Here is a 20,956-nt window from a genome sequence, read left to right on the forward strand (position 1 = left end):
AGCTCAGCCCTTATGAAACGGGGCCTTCAGCCGCGAAATTCAGCTCTGTTCACAAGGTTATCCACAATTTGTGTGGATAACATTTCAGTGGGAGGAATCATGAAAGCACCCTGGAGTTTCGCTCGTTTTCTGCCACTTGCCGGACGACTGCTCGCGCGTGGACGTTTGCCGACCTTGCTGTTCGCGGTTGCCAGCAAAGGTGCCAGCCAGGGCAACCGGCTGGGCAAGCTCAAAGATGACCTGCGCCTGTTGCAGGCGCTGTGCCTGGCCTATTGGCGAGGTGAGTACCGTGCCATCAGCCCGAAAGCGCTGATATCGGTGGTCGCAGGCTTGATGTACTTCCTCAGCCCGGTGGATGCGATCCCGGATTTCATCCCGATGTTCGGCATGCTCGATGACATTGCCGTGCTGGCCTGGCTGATGAAAGTCCTCGACGACGAACTCAACGCCTTCCGCGCCTGGCGCAAACGCCAGTTGCCGGAGAAGCTCGCCATTGTCGAGCGCCTGCCCGATACCCCGGAGCAACTCAGGCTGCAGCACCCGAAAAAACACTGAACCCCTTCAGGACGTCCTTATATTCAAACCCCTCGCGACCTTGGCCGCTGTTAGGATTACACTTCTAGGGAAAAGTGCCGACTCGCTAAGTGTCGTTGTCCTACGGGGAAGTCATGGATATTCAGATAATCACACGCGAAGGCGAGCCCGAGTATGCGGTTCTGCCGTGGGCTCAGTATCAGGCTCTACTGAAAGCAGCAGGCATCAACCAGCAACCGCCGCGAGTCGCCCCGGAGCGACAGGCGGCATCACCCGACCCGGTTCTTCCGGGTCTGGATCAACTACGCAGTTTGCGCGAAGGGAAGGGCATCGCCATCGAGGCGCTGGCCCGCACGGTAGGCATCAGCCCGTCTTATCTGGCCTTGATCGAAAGTGGCGAGCGTCAACCCGACGCTGCGATTCGCCGCAGCCTGGCCTGGGAATTGACGGTGCCAGGGTGGAGGGATGAATCGTGAGCGTACGCATCAGTCGTCAACATTGGGATGGATTACTCGGCGAGCTGGATCAGGCCCGTCGTCAGCGACACCTTCTGACTTATCGCGCATTGCTGGAGCGTCTGCAGCTGCCGACGCCGGCCATGCAAACCCTGACCGCTGCCCTTGAGCATCTGGCCGCGCTGGACGCCAAGGCCGAACAGCCCTTGCGCAGTTCGCTGGTGATCAGCCAGGGCGCCAGTCGCCTGCCGCGCACCGGCTTCTTCGAATGTGTCGAACGCCTGGGGCGTTTTTCCGGGCCCTCCGATGGTGTCGCTGCGGCCTCCTGGCATGCCTCGGAAGTGGTGCGAGTGTTCGAATACGAATACCCCGAGTCGGCGGAAGCCTGAGTGTTCCTTCGACTCAAGGCGCGGGCCGGCTATTGGCTGGCGCGCCGCTTGTTTCACTGGCCATGGTTCGTCCGCCAACCCCGTGGCTGGAGCTGGCTCGAGGGCCAGTTCGCACGCATGGCGAATCTGGGTGACGTTGGCGCCCAGAGCTTCTATGGGCATATCCTGACCTTTCGCGGCGTTGGCCTTGGGGCACGTGAGGAAGGCGTGCGCTTGTTGCGCCTGGCGGCGCTGGCGGGCGATGGCAAGGCGGCGTACCAGGTGGGCGTGATCAGCCTGGCGGGGACAGCGAGCAAGGCGCCGGATCCGGTTGAGGCGGCGCGGTTCTGGGAGATGGCTGCCAAGGCGGGGCATCCGTTGGCCGAGATCAAGCTTAAAGCGTTGGCGTCTCGCGGTTGTGCCGATTAACCACCTGCGTATCTGGCAAACATACGTTGCGTAAGGGATGCCTTCCGCAACGATTGCGTTTATGGCCGCTCATTTTTATGGTGGCGAATTAAAGAATTGCCCTACATCAATATCATCTTTTTCTGACTTCTTTTCTGATTGATTCCCCTCAATGTCTTGCGCACCAATTCCGGACAGGCTCATCGGAGATTTCCTTCAAGTTGTAGCGATTTGCATGAACTGGTGCGGAGCTAAATCCATCGATAGTCTTTGGTGGTCACTGCAAATTCAGTGACAGGGCGTGGAAGCCCTTCTATCGTTAGGCGCACAGCGCCACCAGTTCGGCGTTTTTTATCGTCTGTGTTTTATGGTGGCTGTGCGCGGGGCGCTTTCGAGTGCGCCGGGTGCCTAACGTCCCGGTCTTCCACACCTGCGTACAGCCGCCACCTATCGCGTGGAAGTGATTTCTGGCGGCTCCATTCCATACGTTAGGAATCATACGATGACAGCAATTACACCGGATCCACCCTACGAAAAATCAACTCCCCACCCCGAAAACCGCTTCATGGCGCTCACCAGTAACTGCGACGACATGCCCACGTTGTTCGTCGATACCCACGCGCCACTTGATGTTTTGTATGACGCGGCCAACTACCGAATCCGTGCGGTAACCCAAGTGCTGGAGAACCTGTCAATGCGCGGTTCTATCGAGTGTGAATCCTTCATCCTCAGCGACTTTGCCTTGCTCTGTGCCATTCCATTACGCGATGGCTGCGATGTGCTGGATGTGATTGGGCGGCGGTTGCGGGTTCGGTCAGCGGCGAATTAGTTCAGAGATTTGTAGTGTCTGAGCTGGCCTCTTCGCGGGCAAGCCCGCTCCCACATGAATTGCGCTTAACTGACTGGCATTGGGGCTTGCCCGCGATGACTTCCGCCCAATCAGCGCTGCCCATCAGCAATTAACCTCTCGCTAAGGTACCGCCTGGCAATAAAAAAAGGACTGAGTGCAAAATTGCACTCAGTCCTTTCTTCACGACTTGATGAAGACACTCCTGAGAGCGTCTATATTAAATCGCCGTCAGTGCTTGGCCACCGCGGTATTGAGCTTCAAGTAATCCAGCAGAATCCGCCCAGTCTCGCTCAGGTAGGCATCGTCTTCCGGCTTGGTCTTGTCCGGCTCGGCTGCGATCAGGTCTTCATCTTCTTTCTTCAGCTCTTTGAGCGGCTCTTCGCCCTTGGCCTTGCGACGCAGATTCTCCATGGTCAGTTGCTTGGCTTCGATATCGGCGTGCTGGGCACGACGGTCGGCTTCATTGAGGCTGACGGTTTTTTCCGCCATCAGTTTCTGTGCCAGGGCCAGCTTGTCGCGGATGAACACAAACTCCGCGTCCTTGGCCGTGCGCACGTCATGCTCGGACTGGAGCTGGCTGATGTACGGTTTGAACGGGTCGAGCGCAGGCTTGATCGCCGCTCGGATCGTGTCCCACGGCATGGCTTCCGGCAGGGCGCTTTCGCCGATCTCCTTGGTGTCGATGATCGACGGGTAGTCGATGTCCGGCAGTACGCCCTGATGCTGGGTGCTCTGGCCGGATACCCGGTAGAACTTGGCCAGGGTCAGTTTCAGTTCGCCATGGTTCAGCGGCTGAATGGTCTGCACGGTGCCTTTGCCGAAGGTCTGGCCGCCGATGATCAACGCGCGGTGGTAGTCCTGCATGGCACCGGCAAAAATCTCCGAAGCCGAGGCCGACAGCCGGTTGACCAGCAGCGCCATCGGGCCTTTGTAGAACGCGCCCGGATTTTCATCTTCAAGTACGTCGACCCGGCCATCGGCATTACGCACGAGCACGGTCGGCCCTTTGTCGATGAACAGGCTGGTCAGCTCGGTGGCTTCCTGCAGGGAACCGCCGCCATTGTTGCGCAGGTCGATGACCACGCCGTCGACTTTGTCTTTCTGCAACTCGGTCAGCAGTTTCTTGACGTCGCGAGTGGTGCTCTTGTAGTCCGGATCACCGGCACGGAAAGCCTTGAAGTCGAGGTAGAAGGCCGGGATCTCGATGACGCCGAGCTTGTAGTCCTTGCCATCCTGCTTGAGATTGAGGACCGACTTCTTCACTGCCTGGTCTTCAAGCTTCACCGCTTCGCGGGTGATCGGGACAATCTTGGTGGTCTGGTCGTTCGGCGCATTGCTGGCCGGGATCACTTCCAGGCGCACCACGGTGCCTTTCGGACCACGGATCAGCTTGACCACTTCGTCCAGGCGCCAGCCGACCACGTCGACCATTTCCTTGTTGCCCTGGGCAACACCAATGATCTTGTCCGCCGGAGCAACCATTTTGGTCTTGTCGGCCGGGCCTGCCGGCACCAGGCGCACGACTTTCACCTGGTCGTTATCGCTCTGCAACACGGCGCCGATGCCCTCGAGGGACAGGCTCATGTTGATGTCGAAGTTCTCCGCGTTATCCGGCGACAGATAGTTGGTGTGCGGGTCGTAGGACATGGCGAAGGTATTGATGTACGCCTGGAAGATGTCTTCGGCACGGGTCTGGTCCAGGCGCGCCAACTGGTTCTTGTAGCGCTTGGTCAGGGTTTCCTGGATCTGCTTGGAGTCCTTGCCGGCGATCTTCATCCGCAGGACTTCATCCTTGACGCGTTTGCGCCACAGTTCGTCGAGGTCCGCGGTGGATTTGAGCCAAGGGGCATCCTTGCGATCGATCAGCAAGGTTTCCTTGGTGGTGAAATTGATCTTGTCGACGCCTTTGTTCAACTCGACCAGGGCAAAGTCCAGACGCGCCTTGACGCGGTCCAGGTAGCGCTTGTAGATGGTGAACCCGGCGTTCAGGTCGCCGCTTTTCAGGAAGTCGTCGAACTGGGTTTTCCACTTGTCGAACTCGGCAATGTCGCTGGCGATGAAATAGCTGCGCGACGGATCCAGCAGCTTGAGGTAGCTGTCATAGATGATGACCGAGCGCGCATCATCGAGCGGCGGCTTGCTGTAGTGGTGGCGCTTGAGCAATTCGACGACGTTCAGACTGGCGATCACTTCGTCACGGTCAGGCTGAAGCTTGTCCCAGCTATTGGCTGCGAATGTATTGCTCGACGTCGGCATCAGGCCGATACCGATAAACAGGGCTAGGGCGGTGCTGGGGAACAAATGCTTCATGCTGATTCGACGCGGGGACAATTGATAACGCATATTAGGCCGTCTTTGAAGTCGCCGGTTCCGTAAAGGCCGGTCGCATAATGCAAAAAGCCCGGCGCTACAGCTACGGGCTCAGTCCAGACTCACTATGGAGGCACTGTGAAAGCATTGCAAGGCGTGGAAGGTCGAGTGGAGTGGGTGGAAGAGCCCAGTCCTACGTGTGATGTAGGACAAGTCCGTATTCGAGTGGCGGCAGCGGGTCTCAATCGCGCCGATTTGTTGCAGAAAGCGGGTCTTTACCCACCACCGCCGGGAGCCAGTCAGGTGCTGGGTCTTGAGTGTTCGGGGGTCATCAGCGAGGTCGGTCCGGGCTCCTCCTGGCAGGTCGGTGATCGGGTCTGCGCCTTGCTGGCCGGGGGCGGGATGGCCGAAGAGGTGGTTGTCGACGGACGGCATGTATTGCCGGTTCCCGACGGAATGTCACTGGCCGAGGCGGCAGCGCTACCCGAAGTGTACGCGACCGTTTGGCTGAATTTGTTTCAATTGGCTGCGCTCAAACCCGGTGAGAAAGTTCTTCTGCACGCCGGGGCGAGTGGGATCGGTTCAGCGGCCATCCAGCTGTGCAAGGCGTTTGGCAACCCGTGCTGGGTCAGCGTCGGTTCCGCCGAGCGCCTGGCTTACTGCGAAGCGCTGGGCGCGCAGGGCGGCGTGGTGCGTAACGGCGATCTGGACAGCTTGAGGGATCTGGGGCCGTTCGACGTGATCCTGGATCCGGTCGGGGGCAACTACGCCGAGCTGAATCTGAAGGTATCGGCCCTGGATGGCCGTTGGGTATTGATTGGGCTGATGGGGGGGCGGGAGGCCAAGCTGGATCTGGCGCAGGTATTGGGCAAGCGCGTGCAATTATTGGGCTCGACCCTGCGCAGTCGCGACGATCAGTTCAAAGCGGACTTGTTCAGTGATCTGAGCCAGCAGGTCTGGCCGTTGTTTGCCGAAGGGCGTTTGAGTGCGCAGTTGGCCAGGACATTCGCGATCAAGGATGCCGAAGCGGCGTTCGCGGAGCTGGCTACCAATAAGGTGGCGGGGAAGTTGGTGTTGGTGATCGACGAAAGCCTCACCTGAGGCGCTGCATTTGAACCTGTGGGAGCGGGCTTGCTCGCGAAGGCGGCGTCTCAGTCAACATATTCGTTGAATGTTAGTCCGTTTTCGCGAGCAAGCCCGCTCCCACAGGGGGGCGCGGTCACTTCCATGTATGGATCGGCCAGCCGGCTTTTTCGGCGTGTTCGAGCAACACCGGATCCGGATTCACCACGTGTGGGAAGTCCACCTTTAACAGCAGCGGCAGATCGTTGCGTGAGTCCGAGTAGAAACTCGCGCCTTCCAGGTTTTCCTCCTCGGCATCCAGCCATTCCAGCAAACGCGTGATCTTGCCTTCGCGGTAGGTCAGGGTGCCGAGGGTCTTGCCGCTATATACCCCGTGCGTCACTTCCAGCTCGATGGCGAGTATTTCGTCGATACCCAGTCGTTCGGCAATGGGCCCGACCAGGTGCGTACCTGAAGCGGAGATCACCAGAATCCGGTCGCCGGCCTTGCGGTGGGCGGCAATGGCCTTGGTGGCGTCGCTGAAGATGATCGGCTCGATGAAGTCTTCCACCCAGGGCCCCACCAGGTGTTCGACCTCTTGCGGCGTGCGCCCGATCATCGGCTCCAGGCTGAAGGTCATGTACTCCTCCATGTGCAGCTTGCCGTGGCTGTAGGCGTCCATCAGTTCATTATTGCGACGCATGAACGATTCGGGATCGACCCAGCCCAGGCGGCCCATTTGCTCGCTCCAGAGGGTGGCGCAGTCGCCATGGATCAGGGTTTCGTCCAGATCAAAAATTGCCAGGGCCATTAGTGCGGTTCTCTCCGGGAACAGCTTCAAGCGATAAGCTTGAAGCTGCAAGAAGTGGATTTAGGGTCAGCAGTCTACAACTTGAAGCTTGAAGCTTGAAGCTTGAAGCTTGAAGCTTGCAGCTGCTTTCAAGCCACCTCACACAGCGCCGTCGGATCGATGGATAGCGCCAGGCGCTGACCATCGGGATGCAGGTCGGCCGCCGAGCGATTCAGCACATCCACCACCAACTCCACGCCCCGGGCTTCGATACGGTAGCGAATCACATTGCCCAACAGGCTGTGGCTGCGGACCTGCGCGTCGAGTTCGCCATTGAGGCTCAGCTCGATGGCTTCCGGTCGAATCGCGATGCGGTGGGTAATGGGTCGCTGCAACAATTTTGTGGCGCTGTCGGCGTCCAGCAGGTTGTAGTTGCCGATGAAGCCGGCGGCAAAGACATCGACGGGCGCCGTGTAAAGCGTCTCGGCATCGCCGCTCTGTACGATCTTTCCCTGATTCATCAGGAAAATGCGGTCGGACATGGTCAGCGCTTCCTCCTGATCGTGTGTGACGAAGATGGTGGTCAGGCCGAGTTCGCGCTGGATCTGACGGATCTGTTCGCGCAGGTGCTTGCGAATTCGCGCATCGAGGGCCGACAGCGGTTCGTCGAGCAGCAACAGGCGTGGACGGGTCACCAGAGAGCGGGCCAGGGCGACTCGCTGGCATTGGCCACCGGACAGCTGATGCGGATAGCGGGCGGCAAATTCGTTCAGCTCCACCAGTTTCAGCACTTCGGCGACGCGCTTCTGGCTGTCGTCGGCGTTGACCTTCTGCATGCGCAGACCGAAGGCGACGTTCTGTTGCACCGTCATGTTGGGGAACAGTGCGTAGCTCTGGAACACCATGCCTATCCCGCGTTTCTGCGGGCTCAGCGGAACGAGGTCGTGATCATCGAGCAGGATCTTGCCGCCGTCCACCGGGGTCAGCCCGGCGATGCAGCGCAGCAGCGTGGACTTGCCGCAACCGGACGGACCGAGGAGGGTGACGAATTCACCCTTGCTGATTTCACAATTGATGTCGCTGAATACCGTGGTACCCAAATAACTCTTTTGAAGGTGTTGGACGCTGACATAGCTCATTCGCTTTTGTCCTTGTTCAAGATATTGGCCGCCCAGGTCAGAACCAGCACAAAGAAAAAATAGGAAATCACCAGCGCGCTGGTGAAGTGGCCGCTGCTGTTGCGCATGTTGTTGAGGTAGACCTGCAGGGTTTCGTAGCGGGTGCCGACGAGGATGTTGGCAAACACGAACTCGCCGAACAGGAACGAGAACGACAGCAGCAACGCCACCATCAAGCCCTTGCGCAGGTTTGGCAGCACCACCAGGAACGCCGCTTGAAAGGTACTGGCCCCGAGCAGTTGGGCGGCGTCCATCAGGTCACGCAGGTTGATCGCCTGCAGGTTGTTGGTGATTGCCCGGTACATGAACGGCAGCGCCACGGTGAAATAGCAACCGATCAGGATCCACGGCGTCCCGACCATCGCGAACGGTCCCGAACCGTAGAGCTGCAACAGGCCCACCGATGACACCACCGGCGGCACCGCAAAAGGCAACAGGATCAGGATGTTCATCAGCGCATCGAGTTTCGGGAAGTGGTAATGCACCACAAACAGCAAGGGCAGAATCAGCACCACCGACAGAATCAATGCACCCACACACACCAGCAACGATTGTCCGAAGGCATGAAGAAAGCGTGGGTCGCTCCACAGTTGCACGTACCACTTGAAGGTAAAGCCGCTGGGCAAAATGGTGGCCGACCAGCTGCTGGAGATCGAGTAGATCAGCGTCCCGAGCAGTGGCAGCAATAGAATGGCGAACAGCAGGTACACCACCACCCGGTGGTAGATACCGGCAGCGCCCGGTTCAGCGCGAGACATGGTAGCTCCTCTTCAACAGCAGCTGATGCACGATGGTCACCAGGGTCATCAACGCCACCAGCACTACGGCCAGGGCGCTGGCCAGGTTCGGATCCAGGGAAATATCACCGGAGACCATGGCCGCGATGCGGATCGTCAGCACGTTGAAGTTGCCGGTGGTCAGCGCGTAGACCGTGGCGTAGGCGCCAAGGGCGTTGGCCAGCAGGATCACGAAAGTGCCCAGCAGCGCCGGTGTCAGCACGGGCAAGCCGATGTGCCGCCAGTACTGCCAGCCGTTGGCGCCGAGCAATTCGGCGGACTCACGCCAGTCTTCGCGCAAGGCGTCGAAAGCTGGGTAGAGCAGCAAGACGCCGAGAGGAATCTGGAAGTAGGTGTAGAGAATGATCAGCCCGGTTTTCGAGTACAGGTTGAAATCCTGAATGATCCCGGCCTGCTTGAGCATGATGGTGAAGCTGCCGTTGAAGCCCAACAGAATGATGAACGCGAAGGCCAGGGGCACGCCGGAAAAGTTGCTGGTCATGTTGGCGAAGGCGTTGACGAAATTACGCAGTTTCGAGTCGACGCGGCGCAGGGAGTAGGCACCGAGTATGGCGATGATGATCCCGAACACGCTGGACCAGAAACTGATCTCCAGGCTGTACTGGATCGCCTGCAGATAGAACTTCGAGTTGAAGATTTTGCTGAAGTTGGCCAGGCCCCAGCCGAACTCTTCCGATTCCAGGCTATTGATCATGACCCACGCCAGCGGGGCGATCTGGAACACGATGAAGAACAGCATGAAAGGTACCACGCACAGGACCGCCAGCCATTTGCCACGCGTCATTGCGTTCACTTGAGCAGCTCCCGGCAGACAGGTTTGTCGTGAGCCACGCCGAGCAGTTCGCAGACGGTGCCGCAGATTTCAGTCTGTTGCGGGGCGGCGTTGGCATCGCAACTGAAGGCATCGCCGAGCACGAACAGCGGTACTTCGCGTTCCTCGGGCAGCAGGCCGTTGTGGGAACGGTCATTGTTCATGCCGTGGTCGGCGGTCACCATGACCTGATACCCGGCATCGAGCCAGCCTTGCAGGTAGTCGGCGAGGATGATGTCCGCCGAGCGGGCGCTGTTGCGGTATTGCGGGGTGTCGAGGCCGTGCTTGTGCCCGGCGTCGTCGATGTTCATGGGGTGAACCAGGAGAAAATTCGGCGCATGGCGCAGGCGCAGGTTTTCTGCGTCGGCGAACAGGTGCGAGTCCGGGTAATGATCGCTCCAGTAGAAATGGCCGTGCTGGATCGGCAGGTCCGGATCGTCGGTATGGCGATCCCGGGCCGCGACGAATGGCGAGCGGTTATACAGCTCGCTGAGCCAGTGATAGGCCGCAGCGGCAGTGACAAGGCCGGCGTCGGTGGCGTAGTGATAGATGCTGCGTTGATTGGACAGGCGCGAGATGTTGTTATGGACGATGCCGCTGTCGATCGGCGTCACGCCGGTCAGGATGCATTCATAAAGCGGTCGGGACAGGGCCGGCAGTTCGCACTCCAGTTTGTAGAGCGCCGCGCGTCCTGCGCCAACGTAAGCCTGCAGGTGCCCCATGGCGTGACGGGCGACCTCGTAGTTGAGGCCGTCGAGCACGACAAGGATGACGTTGTGCTTCATAGGGGTGGAACTCCGTGGGTTCTCTCAAACCTGTAGGAGCCGGCTTGCTGGCGATTGGATCACCACGGTGCCCAGAGAGAAACCGAGGTGTCTGGATCGCCAGCAAGCCGGCTCCTACAGATCCAGTATCACTTCATCTCGACGATGACTTCTTCGTTCCACTTCTGCGGCAGGGCCTTGGAGGTCTTCTCCCACGCGTCCGCATCCTTGATCGGCGTCACGCCCTTGTACTGCTCGTTCGGCAACAGCTTGGCCTTGACCTCATCCGGCAGTGTTATATGTTCGGCGCGGATCGGACGGGCATTGCCGCGCGCCAGGTTGATCTGGCCGGCATCGCTGAAGATGTATTCGCGCGCCAGCTTGGCGGCGTTCGGGTGCTTGGCGTACTTGTTGATGATGGTGGTGTAACCGGAAATCACCGAGCCGTCGGATGGAATCAGCACCGTGTAGTCATCAGGGTTGGCCATCTTGGCCTTGTAGCTCAGGCCATTGAAGTCCCAGACCACGCCGACTTCGATTTCACCCTTCTCCATGGTCGCGATAACCGGGTCGGTCATCGACAAGCGACCTTGCTTGGCGATCTCGGCAAACATCAACAGGGCCGGCTGCAGGTTTTTCTCGTCGCCACCGTTGGCAATGGCCGCCGCCAGTACGCCGTTGGCCGCTTGGGCGGAAGTGCTCACGTCACCAATGGATACCTTGTATTTGCCAGTCTTGAGGTCGGCCCATTTGGTTGGCGCGTCGGAACCGTGCAGCAGCTTGTTGTTGATGACGAAGGCAATGGTGCCGGTGTAGGCCAGGGCCCAGTGCCCATCCTTATCCTTCGCCCAGGCCGGGATCTGCTCCCAGGTGCTCGGCTTGTAGGGTTGCGACACTTCCTGCTTGACCGCGATCGGACCGAATGCGGCACCGACGTCGCCGATGTCGGCAGTGGCATTGTCTTTTTCGGCTTTGAACTTGGCGAGTTCCTGGGCCGAACTCATGTCGGTGTCGATATGTTTGAGGCCATAGTTCTTGGCCAGGTCGTCCCAGGTGCCTTTCCAGTTCGCCCAGTTATCGGGCATGCCGACACTGTTGACTTCACCTTCCGCTTTCGCCGCGGCTTCCAGGGTTTTCAGGTCGGTATCAGCGGCCATGGCGGCAGTGCACATAGCAATGGTCGAGCCTAACAGTGATGCCAGGAAAAGCTTGTTCATCCGAAGCTCCTTTGGGCGTTTTCAACGCTGCGATTGCGGTTGTGTTGGTCTAGGTCAGCAATACCTGAGCCAATCTAGGCGGCCAGGATGACATTTTGATGTCGAGCGCCGGCCTGCCCAGGTTTCCTGCTTTGGATATCCCAGGGTTGGAGATAAGCGTAGACCATGGCTAAGGACCTGAAATGAAAGGACTTGGCCATGTAATTGCAGGGGCAGGAGCACATGCCTGGAGCAACCGTTCGGTAACTTTGTCATCTGCCAGTCATGTGCAGTGCCTAGGCTTGCAGAGAGTTGATGGCACCGATTTCAAGCGCGGTTCAGCCTCGAAACAGTGCTGGTCTAGTCCAGATAGGTAACGTTGATGCGCATCGATACAACCAAGGCGGTGACAGCGATCGGGCAGGTCCTGCAGGAACAGTTGGACCATGGCCTGTTGGCGGCCGGGAGCAAGTTGCCGGCCGAGCGCAAGCTCAGTGAGTTGTTCGGTACCACACGGATCACCGTGCGTGAGGCGTTGTTACAGCTGGAGGCCCAGGGCCAGATTTATCGGGAAGAGCGCCGTGGCTGGTTCGTATCGCCACCGCGCCTGGCGTACAACCTGATGCAGCGCAGTCATTTTCACGCGATGGTCAGCGCTCAGGGGCGAGTACCGTCCACCGAGGTGATTTCGGCGCGGTTGCAGCCGGCATCGGCGGCGGTCTGTGCCTGGTTGCAATTGCCGGCGTTGTCGAGTGTGATCCAGATTTGCCGGGCGCGGCGCATCGATGAACGGCTGGTTTTGTATGTCGAGCACTATCTGAATCCGCAGTTTTTCCCGGGGATTCTGCAATTTGATTTGAATCAGTCGATGACCGAGCTGTATGCCCGGCATTACGATTTGCATTATGGGCGGGTGCGTTTCGAGATTGTGCCGACGGCGCTGTCGGTGGATGCAGCGGCGGCTCTACGGGTGTCGGTGGGCAGTCCGGGGCTGCGGATTGCCCGGGTCAACTACGATCAGCATCAACGGCTGATCGATTGTGACCTGGAGTTCTGGCGGCATGATGCAATTCATGTCGGGGTTGATGTGGTCTGAGCCTGGCCGCCGCAAGCTGCACGTGCCTGGCGTCATCCAAAGCGATAAATGTCCATGCCCAGGGCACCCAGGGTGAATCCCTCGTGGCTCACGCTGAATGTGCCGCCGGCGCCGCGGGCAAAGAACAACGGCAACAAATGTTCATCACTTGGATGGTTGCGCGCGGCGTTCGGCGCTTGCCGACGATAATCATGCAACGCGACTTCATCCTGCGCCTCAAGCTTCTCTACCATCCAGTCGCGAAATTCCCTGGCCCAGGGTTCGACGCTTTCCGGGCCAGCGTGCCAGTCCAGTTCGCGCAGGTTGTGGGTGATGCTGCCGGACCCGATCAGCAGCACGCCGTGTTCGCGCAGGCTGGCCAGGGCATGGCCGACGCGGGTCTGCAGGGCCGGGCCGCCGCGGGTCGGTAGCGAGACTTGCACCACAGGGATATCGGCTTGTGGATACATCAATGACAGCGGCACCCAAACCCCGTGGTCGAACGGCCGCTTGGGGTCGATGCGTGCAGGCAGGCCATCGCTCTTCAGCAATTCGACCACCTCTGTCGCCAGCTGTGGGTCACCGGGTGCCGGGTACTGCACCTCGAACAAGGCCTGTGGAAATCCGCCGAAGTCATGCCAGGTGTCGGGTTGTGCGTTGCCGCTGACCAGCAGCTCATTACTTTCCCAATGCGCGGATACAATGATGATGGCCCCGGGTTTCGGCAATTCGGCGGCCAGGCGTGCCAGGGCGGGCCCGCTGGCACCCGGTTCGAGTGCCAACATGGGCGAGCCGTGGGATATGTACAGGCTGGGGAACATGAATGAGCTCCTGAGGGGTAAGATGGCATCATCTTCAGTCAGATCATTGATCTAAATCTAATATAAGTTTTAGCGTCTATTGATCGAATTTTCGGGATTAATTATGCAGCCGGAGTTTTGGCACAAGCGGTGGACGTCGAATCAGATCGGCTTTCATCTGCCGGAAGTGAATCCATATCTGCAACGGTACTGGCCGCAATTGGGCCTGGAAGAGGGCTCGCGCGTACTGGTGCCGTTATGCGGGAAAAGCCTGGATCTGCTGTGGCTGGCAAAATGCGGTCACGAGGTGTTGGGCGTCGAATTGTCGGAAAAAGCGGTGGAAGACTTTTTCCACGAGCATCAATTTGATCCGGACGTCAGCGACCAAGGCCCTTTCACTGTCTATCGGGCGGGCTCGATCGAGATCTGGTGTGGTGATTTCTTCGCGTTGACGGCCGGCGATGTCGCTGATTGCAGTGCGTTGTACGACCGCGCTGCATTGATTGCCTTGCCGCCGACAATGCGCGAGCAATACGCCGAGCATCTGAAGCGGATTCTGCCGAAGGATTCGCTGGGGCTGCTGATTACCCTGGATTACGACCAGGCGCAAATGGACGGGCCGCCATTTGCCGTGCTGGATGATGAAGTGCAAAAACTGTTCGGGACGTCGTGGGAATTGAAGATTCTCGAGGATCAAGACGTTCTGGGTGAGAGCTGGAAGTTTATCGAGAGCGGTGTGACGCGGCTTGAAGAGCGGGTTTACCGGGTTTCTACTCGGTAATTGCTGTTGTTTGTGCTGGCCTCTTCGCGAGCAAGCTCGCTCCCACATTTGAAATGCATTCCCCCGTGGGAGCGGGCTTGCTCGCGAAGGGGGCCTGAAGAACACCGCAATAATCCCCAGACAAAAAAAGGCCCGCATTCACTGCGGGCCTTTTCTATTACTGCGGAAGCTATCAGCCCCGACGACGCAGTGCGTCGATGCGGTCTTCCAGCGGCGGGTGGCTCATGAACATGCGGGCAAACCCTTGCTTGATGCCACCGTTGATGCCGAAGGCATTCAGGGTGTCCGGCATGTGTACCGGCAGCCCCTGTTCCGCCCGCAGGCGTTGCAGGGCGCCGATCATGGCATTGGTGCCGGCCAGGCGTGCACCGGCTTCGTCGGCACGAAATTCCCGTTTGCGCGAAAACCACATGACGATGGAGCTGGCCAGGATGCCCAGGACCAGTTCGGCAAAGATGGTCGCCACGTAGTAGGCGATGCCTTGGCCTTCTTCGTTCTTGAAGATCACCTTGTCGACGAAGTTGCCGATGATCCGTGCAAAGAACATCACGAAGGTGTTCACCACGCCCTGGATCAGCGCCAGGGTGACCATGTCGCCATTGGCCACGTGGCCGATTTCGTGGGCCAGCACGGCTTTGACTTCATCCGGCGAAAATCGCTCGAGCAAGCCCTGGCTGACCGCGACCAGCGCGTCGTTCTTGTTCCAGCCGGTGGCGAAGGCGTTCGCCTCGTAGGCCGGGAAAATCCCGACTTCCGGCATCTTGATCCCGGCTTCCCGGGACAGTTGCTCAACGGTTTGCAGCAGCCATTGCTCGTGACGTGTGCGCGGCTGGGTGATGATCTGGGTGCTGGTGCTCATCTTCGCCATCCACTTGGAGATGAACAGCGAGAACAGGGAACCGGCGAAACCAAAGACCGCACAGAAGATCAGCAGCTGATTGAGGTTGAGATCAACCCCGTTGGCCGCCATGAACCCGTTGAAGCCGAAAAGGCTCAGGGTGATGCTGGCAATCAGCACGACCGCCAGGTTAGTGGCCAAAAACAGCAGGATGCGCATCATGGTTGTAGAAATCTCCTCATGCTAAATATGTAGCGTACTGCGGGGTATATAAGGTGCTGCACCGGGCTATTCAACCGGGTGACTATTTCAAACTGTGTCCTACAGCAAGAGTCTAGCTGGTTGAAGGACATTTCCGACGCTGATGGCGGGAAGTGTTCGTCAGCCAATTGACCTCGCAGGCCCCGTAGTTGTTAGACGCGAGCCAGTAACCTGTCCTCCGTCAGCCGTGGAAGGCGTGATGCAAGACAGGGCGCAAAGATATGTTGCTGAATCAATCACCCTGCGACTTCAGTACGCGTCGCACGGTGACCTGCGCTTACTGGCGGTAAGACTTGAGGAAATTGCCGATACGTCCGATGGCCATGTCCAGGTCATCCAGCCGCGGCAGGGTCACGACTCGGAAATGGTCCGGCCATGGCCAGTTGAAGGCCGTGCCTTGCACCACCAGCAGCTTTTCGGAGAGCAGCAGGTCGAGCACGAACTTTTCGTCGTTGTGGATCGGGCAGACTTTCGGATCGATGCGCGGGAAGGCATACAGGGCGCCCATCGGCTTGACGCAGCTCACGCCCGGAATGTCGTTGAGCAATTCCCAGGTACGGTTGCGCTGCTCCAGCAGGCGACCTTGCGGCAACACCAGGTCATTGATGCTCTGATAACCGCCGAGGGCGGTCTGGATCGCATGCTGGCTCGGCACGTTGGCGCACAGGCGCATGTTGGCCAGCATGTCGATGCCTTCAATGTAGCTATGGGCGTGGTGTTTCGGGCCGGAAATGGCGACCCAGCCGGAACGGAACCCGGCTACGCGGTAGGACTTGGACAGGCCGTTGAAGGTCAGGCACAGCAGGTCCGGCGCGAGCGAAGCGGTGCAGATGTGCACGGCATCGTCGTACAGGATCTTGTCGTAGATTTCGTCGGAGAACACCACCAGGTTGTGCTGGCGGGCCAGTTCCAGCATGCCCAGCAGGACTTCTTTCGAATACACCGCACCCGTCGGATTGTTCGGGTTGATGATCACCAGCGCCTTGGTATTCGGGGTGATCTTGGCCTTGATGTCGGCCAGGTCCGGCCACCAGTTGGCCTGCTCGTCGCACAGGTAATGCACCGGGTTGCCCCCCGACAGGCTCACCGCGGCGGTCCACAGCGGGTAGTCAGGGGCCGGCACCAGTACTTCGTCGCCATTGTTGAGCAGGGCCTGCATCGACATCACGATCAGCTCGGACACGCCGTTGCCCAGGTAGATGTCTTCGATGCCGACGCCTTCCACCTGCTTTTGCTGGTAGTACTGCATGACGGCCTTGCGCGCACTGAACAGGCCTTTGGAGTCGCTATAACCCTGGGCGGTCGGCAGGTTGCGGATCACGTCCTGGAGGATTTCATCCGGCGCTTCGAAACCAAAGGGTGCCGGGTTGCCGATGTTCAGCTTGAGGATGCGATGGCCTTCCTCTTCCAGGCGTTTGGCGTGCTTGAGCACTGGGCCGCGAATGTCGTAGCAGACGTTGGCGAGCTTGTTCGATTTGCTGACCTGCATGGCGATGTGTTCCCGAAAATGAACGATCCAGGCGGCGTTTGCACGACCGTACTGGGAATCCTGCGTAATCACACAGGCCTGACGCCTTGTGATGCGCCACTCATAAATCCGTTTGAATGCGCGTGGTCTGGCTGCCAGACTGGCGTTTGACGAGGCGCAATCATACGTGCCGCCCGATCCGTGGAAAAGGTACAGATCGGGCTTTTTCAGCTGCTGAGGTGTGACAATGGAAAAGTTGGATAAAACCCTGGAAGAATGGAAGGCGATGCTCGATCCGGAGCAGTACAACGTTTGCCGCCTGAAGGGCACCGAACGTCCGTTTTCCGGCAAATACAACGACAGCAAGGTCGACGGTGTCTACCACTGCATCTGCTGCAACGAGCCGCTGTTCGACTCCAAGACCAAATTCGACTCCGGCTGCGGCTGGCCGAGTTTCTACGCGCCGATCGGCGACAGCGCCATGGTCGAGATCCGTGATGTCAGCCATGGGATGATTCGCACCGAGGTGGTTTGCGCCAAATGCGATGCGCACCTGGGGCATGTGTTCCCGGATGGTCCGCCGCCGACCGGGTTGCGGTATTGCATCAACTCGGTGTGCCTGGACCTGGTGCCGCGCTCCTAACTTGGATTTTTGATCGGTTCAGCGAGCCCCTGTAGGAGCCGGCTTGCCGGCGAAGGCGTCTGCGTTGGCGATGCAAGGCTCGAGGCCGCCTTCGCTGCGGTGCGGCGATCCGACAAGCCAGCTCCTACAGTTCGTGTTGCACGACGGAAGATCGATTTATTAAATTGCACACAATTCAATTGCTCGCTATGTTTATCCCACCAGCCTTACCTCAGAGTCCGAAATCATGAGCGACAACTTGCTGAGCATTCCCTGCACCACCATCAAGGGCGAGCAAAAGACCCTGGCGGATTACGCCGGCAAAGCCGTTTTGGTGGTCAACACCGCGAGCAAATGCGGTTTCACTCCGCAATACAAAGGGCTGGAAGAGCTGTGGCAGACCTACAAGGACCAAGGCCTGGTGGTGCTCGGCTTTCCCTGCAACCAGTTCGGCCAGCAAGAGCCAGGTAACGAAGGGGCGATTACCGAATTTTGCGAGTTGAACTACGGCGTCAGCTTCCCGCTGTTCAAAAAGATCGAAGTCAACGGCGCTGATGCCCATCCGCTGTTCGTGCAATTGAAAAAGCGTGCACCGGGCGTACTGGGTTCCCAGGGTATCAAGTGGAACTTCACCAAGTTCCTGATCGGCAAGGACGGGCAGTTGGTCAAGCGCTTCGCGCCGGCGACCAAGCCGCAGGACCTGAGCCGCGAGATCGAAGCCCTGCTCAAATGAATACCTTGTCCGTCGATTCCCTGAAGCTCGACAGCCAACTCTGCTTCAAGCTGTATGCCGCTTCCCGGGCGGTCATCCGCGCCTATAAGCCGATGCTTGAGCAGCTCGGCCTGACCTACCCGCAATACCTGGCGATGCTGGTGTTGTGGGAGTGGCAGGAAGCGACCCCGGAGCAGCCGACGGTCAAGGCGTTGGGCGAGCGCCTGGCGCTGGATTCCGGCACGTTGACGCCGCTGCTCAAGCGGCTTGAGCAGTTGCAGCTGGTGCAGCGTCAGCGTTCGGCGCGGGATGAGCGTGAAGTGCACCTGAGCCTGTCACCCAGCGGCAAGGCGTTGCGCGCCCGGGTGGGGCCGCTCAAGGCGCGCCTGTTGTGCGACAGCGGTGTCGATCTGGATCGGCTGCATGATCTGCGCGAGGGGCTCGATCATCTCCTGGGCCAGATCAAGGCGCTGTCGTAGTCGGCATCCACAAATCCAGCAAGGCGGCCAGCTCTTCGCGGCGGAACGGTTTGGCCAGGTAGTCGCTCATGCCCGCTGCACGGCAGCGTTCGCGTTCTTCGGACATCGCATTGGCGGTCAGGGCGACAATGGGCAACTGTGGCCAGCGCCCGCTGCGACGGATTTGCCGGCTGGCTTCGTAACCGTCCATCACCGGCATGTTGCAGTCCATCAGCACCAGATCGAACTCGCTGTGCTCAAGTTGATCCAGGGCCTCGCCACCGTGAGCGGCGACGATCACCTCGCAGCCGAGTTTGCCAAGCATGCCCTTGGCCACCAGCTGATTGACCGGATTGTCCTCCACCAACAACACCCGTCCGCGTCGCATGGGTGAGCGATTATCGAGCCGGGCATCGTTGATCGTGTTGAGATCCGGCTGCAGCACCCGCCGCAGAGTCTGGTACAGCGCATTCCGCGCCAGAGGCCGCGCCTGTTGCTGCAAGGGCGCCAGGGCGGCGGCTTCTTCGCTGGGCATGAAACTGCCGTAGGCGGTCACCAGCAAAATCGGCGCCGTGCAGGTGGGGCGCAGGCCGAACAGGCATTCGGGGCAGTCGGTGATCACCACATCCGGGTCCAGCCCGATCAACAAGTCGTCGATCGAACGTTGCTGATATTCCAGGCCCCAACCCGGCAACAGGCTCTTGAGCAGTTCCGCCAGACCGCTGCTGGCGGCGGTGATCGCGATGACCTTGCCCGGCAATTTTGCCGGCACCAGGGCGCGGGTGTGGCCCGGCAACGGCAGGTCCGCGCAGAACTGGCTGCCGAAGCCGGGTTCGGAGCTGATGGCGAGACGGCCTTGCATGGCTTCGCAGAGGTTGTAGGTCAGTGCCAGGCCCAGGCCGGTACCGCCGAATTGCCGGGTAATACCGGCACCCGCCTGGGTGAAGGGCTGAAAGATCCTGAGCTGGGCGTCCTGGGCGATGCCGATACCGGTATCGCAGACCTCGATCCTGACGCCGTCCCCGAACGTGGACAGGCGCACATCGACCCGGCCGAAGCGGGTGAACTTGAGGGCGTTGGACAACAGGTTGCTGACGATCTGCCGGACCCGGGTCGGGTCGCCGAGCACCAGCGCCGGAAAGTGCGGATCGATCAGACAGGTCAGTTCGACGCTCGGTGCTGCGTTCTGCGACAGCAGGCTGGCAGTGTCTTCGATCAGCGAACCGAGATCGAACGGGATGTGCTCGAGTTCAAGCTGACCCGCGTCGAATTTCGACAGGTCGAGAATGTCGTTGAGCAATTCCACCAGCACTTTTCCCGAGTCATGGGCGATGGACAGCTGTTGCTGTTGCTCGGCATTGAGCGGGCCATCCAGTGAGAGCGCGATCATCCCCAGCAGTCCGTTGAGAGGGGTACGGATTTCGTGGCTCATGTTGGCCAGGAACGCCGAGCGCGCTTCGGCCATGTCCAGGGCGGTGCGGCGGGCGACGTCCAGTTCCTGGTTGGACTGGCTGAGCCGGGCGTTGATGGCTTTGAGTTCCGCGGTCCGGGCCGAAACGATGTTTTCCAGTTGTGCGAGGTAGTCGGTCAGACGGTTTTCGGCATTGCGTCGCTGCTGGATTTCGGTGGCGATGTTTTCGAATTGCTGATTCGCAACTTTGACCAGCACGCCGATCTCATCGTTTTCATGACCGGCAGGGCATTCCAGCCACGTCGGTTCGACACTGCGCGGATCGCGGCCGCTGAGTTCACGAATGACCCGTGCCAAGGGTTTGGTCAGCATCACATAGAACAGGGCAAGCAGGATGCCGGTCAGCAGCAGGCTCCGGGTGAAGCCGTTGAGCAGGGTCACTTCGGCCCGACTCAGGAACCGGCTGCCGAAGGCATAGGTGTCGACGTCCAGGCGCAGGGTGCCGAGGGATTCGGACGGTAAATGGTCCAGGTACAGGCGGTCTTCGAAGTGCCGGTTGGCGCCAAACAGGAAGTCGCTGATCACCCGATAACCGCTTTGCGAGCCCGGGCGCTTGACTTTGGCCAACACCGTACCGTTGTTGTCGGTCAATTGCGCGCCGATGATGGCGGGCGAGCGCAACAGGCCCAGGGTCAGTTCCTGGGCGAGTTCGGCGTCGATGTTGTAGGCGATGCGCGAAGCGGGGTTATGACTGATTTCCAGCAATGACAGGATTTCGCGGTTGATGGAGGCATCTTCGCTGGCATAATCGATGCTTATTTGCAGCAAGCTGAGCAGCGTACCCAGAATGAAGCCGACCAGTACGGTCAGCCGGGCTTGTTTATAGGACAGGCGGTTAGTGAACTTGATATCCATGGGGTGTTGAACCACTTCCGTTTCCCTTCGCTGCTCAAGCATAGTCGATCATGCATGGATCCCGATGTCCCCGCACGCCCCTTGTTCAAGGG

Annotated in this window: 22 protein-coding genes; 11 read left to right on the forward strand and 11 right to left on the reverse strand. The window is 59.3% G+C overall.

What is annotated here, in order from left to right; genetic code table 11:
• Nucleotides 1-99 precede the first annotated feature (99 nt).
• The 5 genes from ELQ88_RS09840 (at nt 100) to ELQ88_RS09860 (ending at nt 2,594) form a co-directional block, all read left to right on the forward strand.
• On the forward strand, nt 100-555 hold the full coding sequence (locus tag ELQ88_RS09840) for a DUF1232 domain-containing protein (protein ID WP_128871598.1): 456 nt from the start codon (nt 100-102) through the stop codon (nt 553-555).
• Between the two features lie 113 nt (nt 556-668).
• Nucleotides 669-1,010 (forward strand): helix-turn-helix transcriptional regulator, encoded by a 342-nt coding sequence (locus tag ELQ88_RS09845; protein ID WP_128871597.1) that lies wholly within the window; start codon nt 669-671, stop codon nt 1,008-1,010.
• Nucleotides 1,007-1,378 carry a hypothetical protein gene (locus ELQ88_RS09850; protein ID WP_003223109.1) on the forward strand — a complete coding sequence of 124 codons (372 nt, stop codon included), beginning with the start codon at nt 1,007-1,009 and terminating at the stop codon, nt 1,376-1,378. The genes ELQ88_RS09845 and ELQ88_RS09850 overlap by 4 nt, the downstream gene beginning before the upstream one ends.
• Nucleotides 1,379-1,786 carry a sel1 repeat family protein gene (locus ELQ88_RS09855; protein WP_138964798.1) on the forward strand — a complete coding sequence of 136 codons (408 nt, stop codon included), beginning with the start codon at nt 1,379-1,381 and terminating at the stop codon, nt 1,784-1,786.
• A gap of 481 nt (nt 1,787-2,267) precedes the next feature.
• Nucleotides 2,268-2,594: a hypothetical protein gene (locus tag ELQ88_RS09860; RefSeq protein ID WP_138964800.1), complete on the forward strand. Its 327-nt coding sequence runs from the start codon at nt 2,268-2,270 to the stop codon at nt 2,592-2,594.
• Nucleotides 2,595-2,843: 249 nt separating this feature from the next.
• Here the strand turns inward: ELQ88_RS09860 and ELQ88_RS09865 are convergent, their stop codons facing one another.
• Nucleotides 2,844-4,925: a carboxy terminal-processing peptidase gene (locus tag ELQ88_RS09865; protein ID WP_178084747.1), complete on the reverse strand. Its 2,082-nt coding sequence runs from the start codon at nt 4,923-4,925 to the stop codon at nt 2,844-2,846.
• Nucleotides 4,926-5,063: 138 nt separating this feature from the next.
• Between ELQ88_RS09865 and ELQ88_RS09870 the strand changes: the two genes are divergently transcribed.
• On the forward strand, nt 5,064-6,026 hold the full coding sequence (locus ELQ88_RS09870; RefSeq protein ID WP_138964804.1) for a zinc-binding dehydrogenase: 963 nt from the start codon (nt 5,064-5,066) through the stop codon (nt 6,024-6,026).
• Nucleotides 6,027-6,144: 118 nt separating this feature from the next.
• Here the strand turns inward: ELQ88_RS09870 and ELQ88_RS09880 are convergent, their stop codons facing one another.
• From ELQ88_RS09880 to ELQ88_RS09905, 6 genes are all read right to left on the reverse strand, one after another.
• Nucleotides 6,145-6,798 (reverse strand): HAD family hydrolase, encoded by a 654-nt coding sequence (locus ELQ88_RS09880; protein WP_138964806.1) that lies wholly within the window; start codon nt 6,796-6,798, stop codon nt 6,145-6,147.
• A gap of 128 nt (nt 6,799-6,926) precedes the next feature.
• A complete protein-coding gene (locus tag ELQ88_RS09885) occupies nt 6,927-7,916 on the reverse strand; it encodes an ABC transporter ATP-binding protein (RefSeq protein WP_128871591.1) in 990 nt (329 codons plus the stop codon).
• Nucleotides 7,913-8,713 (reverse strand): ABC transporter permease, encoded by an 801-nt coding sequence (locus tag ELQ88_RS09890; protein WP_138964808.1) that lies wholly within the window; start codon nt 8,711-8,713, stop codon nt 7,913-7,915. Before ELQ88_RS09890 ends, ELQ88_RS09885 begins: the two co-directional genes overlap by 4 nt.
• Entirely contained in the window at nt 8,700-9,536 is an 837-nt protein-coding gene (locus ELQ88_RS09895) for an ABC transporter permease subunit (protein ID WP_178084748.1), read from the reverse strand. Before ELQ88_RS09895 ends, ELQ88_RS09890 begins: the two co-directional genes overlap by 14 nt.
• 5 nt (nt 9,537-9,541) lie before the next feature.
• Nucleotides 9,542-10,348, reverse strand: coding sequence for an alkaline phosphatase family protein (locus ELQ88_RS09900; RefSeq protein WP_138964814.1), 807 nt, complete (start codon nt 10,346-10,348; stop codon nt 9,542-9,544).
• Nucleotides 10,349-10,476: 128 nt separating this feature from the next.
• A complete protein-coding gene (locus ELQ88_RS09905; RefSeq protein WP_138964816.1) occupies nt 10,477-11,544 on the reverse strand; it encodes an ABC transporter substrate-binding protein in 1,068 nt (355 codons plus the stop codon).
• Nucleotides 11,545-11,905: 361 nt separating this feature from the next.
• Here ELQ88_RS09905 and ELQ88_RS09910 point away from each other — a divergent pair, with 361 nt between their 5' ends.
• On the forward strand, nt 11,906-12,619 hold the full coding sequence (locus tag ELQ88_RS09910; RefSeq protein WP_138964819.1) for a UTRA domain-containing protein: 714 nt from the start codon (nt 11,906-11,908) through the stop codon (nt 12,617-12,619).
• Between the two features lie 32 nt (nt 12,620-12,651).
• On the opposite strand, the gene ELQ88_RS09915 is transcribed toward ELQ88_RS09910, so the two are convergent.
• On the reverse strand, nt 12,652-13,419 hold the full coding sequence (locus tag ELQ88_RS09915) for a class III extradiol ring-cleavage dioxygenase (protein ID WP_128871585.1): 768 nt from the start codon (nt 13,417-13,419) through the stop codon (nt 12,652-12,654).
• 103 nt (nt 13,420-13,522) lie between these two features.
• Here ELQ88_RS09915 and ELQ88_RS09920 point away from each other — a divergent pair, with 103 nt between their 5' ends.
• Nucleotides 13,523-14,179, forward strand: coding sequence for a thiopurine S-methyltransferase (locus tag ELQ88_RS09920; protein ID WP_128871618.1), 657 nt, complete (start codon nt 13,523-13,525; stop codon nt 14,177-14,179).
• Nucleotides 14,180-14,351: 172 nt separating this feature from the next.
• Here ELQ88_RS09920 and htpX read toward each other — a convergent pair whose 3' ends face one another.
• Both htpX and ELQ88_RS09930 read right to left on the reverse strand, forming a co-directional pair.
• On the reverse strand, nt 14,352-15,239 hold the full coding sequence (htpX, locus tag ELQ88_RS09925) for a protease HtpX (protein WP_128871584.1): 888 nt from the start codon (nt 15,237-15,239) through the stop codon (nt 14,352-14,354).
• A 316-nt stretch (nt 15,240-15,555) separates the two neighbouring features.
• Nucleotides 15,556-16,767, reverse strand: coding sequence for a pyridoxal phosphate-dependent aminotransferase (locus tag ELQ88_RS09930; RefSeq protein ID WP_128871583.1), 1,212 nt, complete (start codon nt 16,765-16,767; stop codon nt 15,556-15,558).
• A gap of 226 nt (nt 16,768-16,993) precedes the next feature.
• On the opposite strand from ELQ88_RS09930, the gene msrB reads away from it, so the two are divergent.
• The 3 genes from msrB to ELQ88_RS09945 all read left to right on the forward strand — a co-directional run bounded on the left by msrB (nt 16,994) and on the right by ELQ88_RS09945 (nt 18,559).
• Nucleotides 16,994-17,389 carry a peptide-methionine (R)-S-oxide reductase MsrB gene (gene msrB / locus ELQ88_RS09935; protein ID WP_128871582.1) on the forward strand — a complete coding sequence of 132 codons (396 nt, stop codon included), beginning with the start codon at nt 16,994-16,996 and terminating at the stop codon, nt 17,387-17,389.
• 226 nt (nt 17,390-17,615) lie between these two features.
• On the forward strand, nt 17,616-18,101 hold the full coding sequence (locus ELQ88_RS09940; protein ID WP_064676489.1) for a glutathione peroxidase: 486 nt from the start codon (nt 17,616-17,618) through the stop codon (nt 18,099-18,101).
• On the forward strand, nt 18,098-18,559 hold the full coding sequence (locus ELQ88_RS09945; RefSeq protein ID WP_138964821.1) for a MarR family transcriptional regulator: 462 nt from the start codon (nt 18,098-18,100) through the stop codon (nt 18,557-18,559). The genes ELQ88_RS09940 and ELQ88_RS09945 overlap by 4 nt, the downstream gene beginning before the upstream one ends.
• On the opposite strand, the gene ELQ88_RS09950 is transcribed toward ELQ88_RS09945, so the two are convergent.
• Nucleotides 18,543-20,864 (reverse strand): response regulator, encoded by a 2,322-nt coding sequence (locus ELQ88_RS09950; RefSeq protein ID WP_138964823.1) that lies wholly within the window; start codon nt 20,862-20,864, stop codon nt 18,543-18,545. The genes ELQ88_RS09945 and ELQ88_RS09950 overlap by 17 nt on opposite strands.
• Nucleotides 20,865-20,956: the final 92 nt, after the last annotated feature.

Origin of the sequence: Pseudomonas sp. MPC6 (genome assembly GCF_006094435.1) — a bacterium.
Lineage (GTDB): Bacteria > Pseudomonadota > Gammaproteobacteria > Pseudomonadales > Pseudomonadaceae > Aquipseudomonas.

Excerpts from the sequence above, each read along its gene's own strand:
- ELQ88_RS09915 (WP_128871585.1), bottom strand. The coding sequence starts at position 13,419 with ATGTTCCCCAGCCTGTACATATCCCACGGCTCGCCCATGTTGGCACTC.
- ELQ88_RS09920 (WP_128871618.1), top strand. The coding sequence starts at position 13,523 with ATGCAGCCGGAGTTTTGGCACAAGCGGTGGACGTCGAATCAGATCGGC.
- ELQ88_RS09905 (WP_138964816.1), bottom strand. The coding sequence starts at position 11,544 with ATGAACAAGCTTTTCCTGGCATCACTGTTAGGCTCGACCATTGCTATG.
- ELQ88_RS09940 (WP_064676489.1), top strand. The coding sequence starts at position 17,616 with ATGAGCGACAACTTGCTGAGCATTCCCTGCACCACCATCAAGGGCGAG.
- ELQ88_RS09840 (WP_128871598.1), top strand. The coding sequence starts at position 100 with ATGAAAGCACCCTGGAGTTTCGCTCGTTTTCTGCCACTTGCCGGACGA.
- ELQ88_RS09890 (WP_138964808.1), bottom strand. The coding sequence starts at position 8,713 with ATGTCTCGCGCTGAACCGGGCGCTGCCGGTATCTACCACCGGGTGGTG.
- ELQ88_RS09945 (WP_138964821.1), top strand. The coding sequence starts at position 18,098 with ATGAATACCTTGTCCGTCGATTCCCTGAAGCTCGACAGCCAACTCTGC.
- ELQ88_RS09910 (WP_138964819.1), top strand. The coding sequence starts at position 11,906 with ATGCGCATCGATACAACCAAGGCGGTGACAGCGATCGGGCAGGTCCTG.
- ELQ88_RS09845 (WP_128871597.1), top strand. The coding sequence starts at position 669 with ATGGATATTCAGATAATCACACGCGAAGGCGAGCCCGAGTATGCGGTT.
- ELQ88_RS09865 (WP_178084747.1), bottom strand. The coding sequence starts at position 4,925 with ATGAAGCATTTGTTCCCCAGCACCGCCCTAGCCCTGTTTATCGGTATC.
- msrB (WP_128871582.1), top strand. The coding sequence starts at position 16,994 with ATGGAAAAGTTGGATAAAACCCTGGAAGAATGGAAGGCGATGCTCGAT.
- ELQ88_RS09860 (WP_138964800.1), top strand. The coding sequence starts at position 2,268 with ATGACAGCAATTACACCGGATCCACCCTACGAAAAATCAACTCCCCAC.
- ELQ88_RS09930 (WP_128871583.1), bottom strand. The coding sequence starts at position 16,767 with ATGCAGGTCAGCAAATCGAACAAGCTCGCCAACGTCTGCTACGACATT.
- ELQ88_RS09885 (WP_128871591.1), bottom strand. The coding sequence starts at position 7,916 with ATGAGCTATGTCAGCGTCCAACACCTTCAAAAGAGTTATTTGGGTACC.
- ELQ88_RS09950 (WP_138964823.1), bottom strand. The coding sequence starts at position 20,864 with ATGGATATCAAGTTCACTAACCGCCTGTCCTATAAACAAGCCCGGCTG.
- ELQ88_RS09900 (WP_138964814.1), bottom strand. The coding sequence starts at position 10,348 with ATGAAGCACAACGTCATCCTTGTCGTGCTCGACGGCCTCAACTACGAG.
- ELQ88_RS09895 (WP_178084748.1), bottom strand. The coding sequence starts at position 9,536 with ATGACGCGTGGCAAATGGCTGGCGGTCCTGTGCGTGGTACCTTTCATG.
- htpX (WP_128871584.1), bottom strand. The coding sequence starts at position 15,239 with ATGATGCGCATCCTGCTGTTTTTGGCCACTAACCTGGCGGTCGTGCTG.
- ELQ88_RS09880 (WP_138964806.1), bottom strand. The coding sequence starts at position 6,798 with ATGGCCCTGGCAATTTTTGATCTGGACGAAACCCTGATCCATGGCGAC.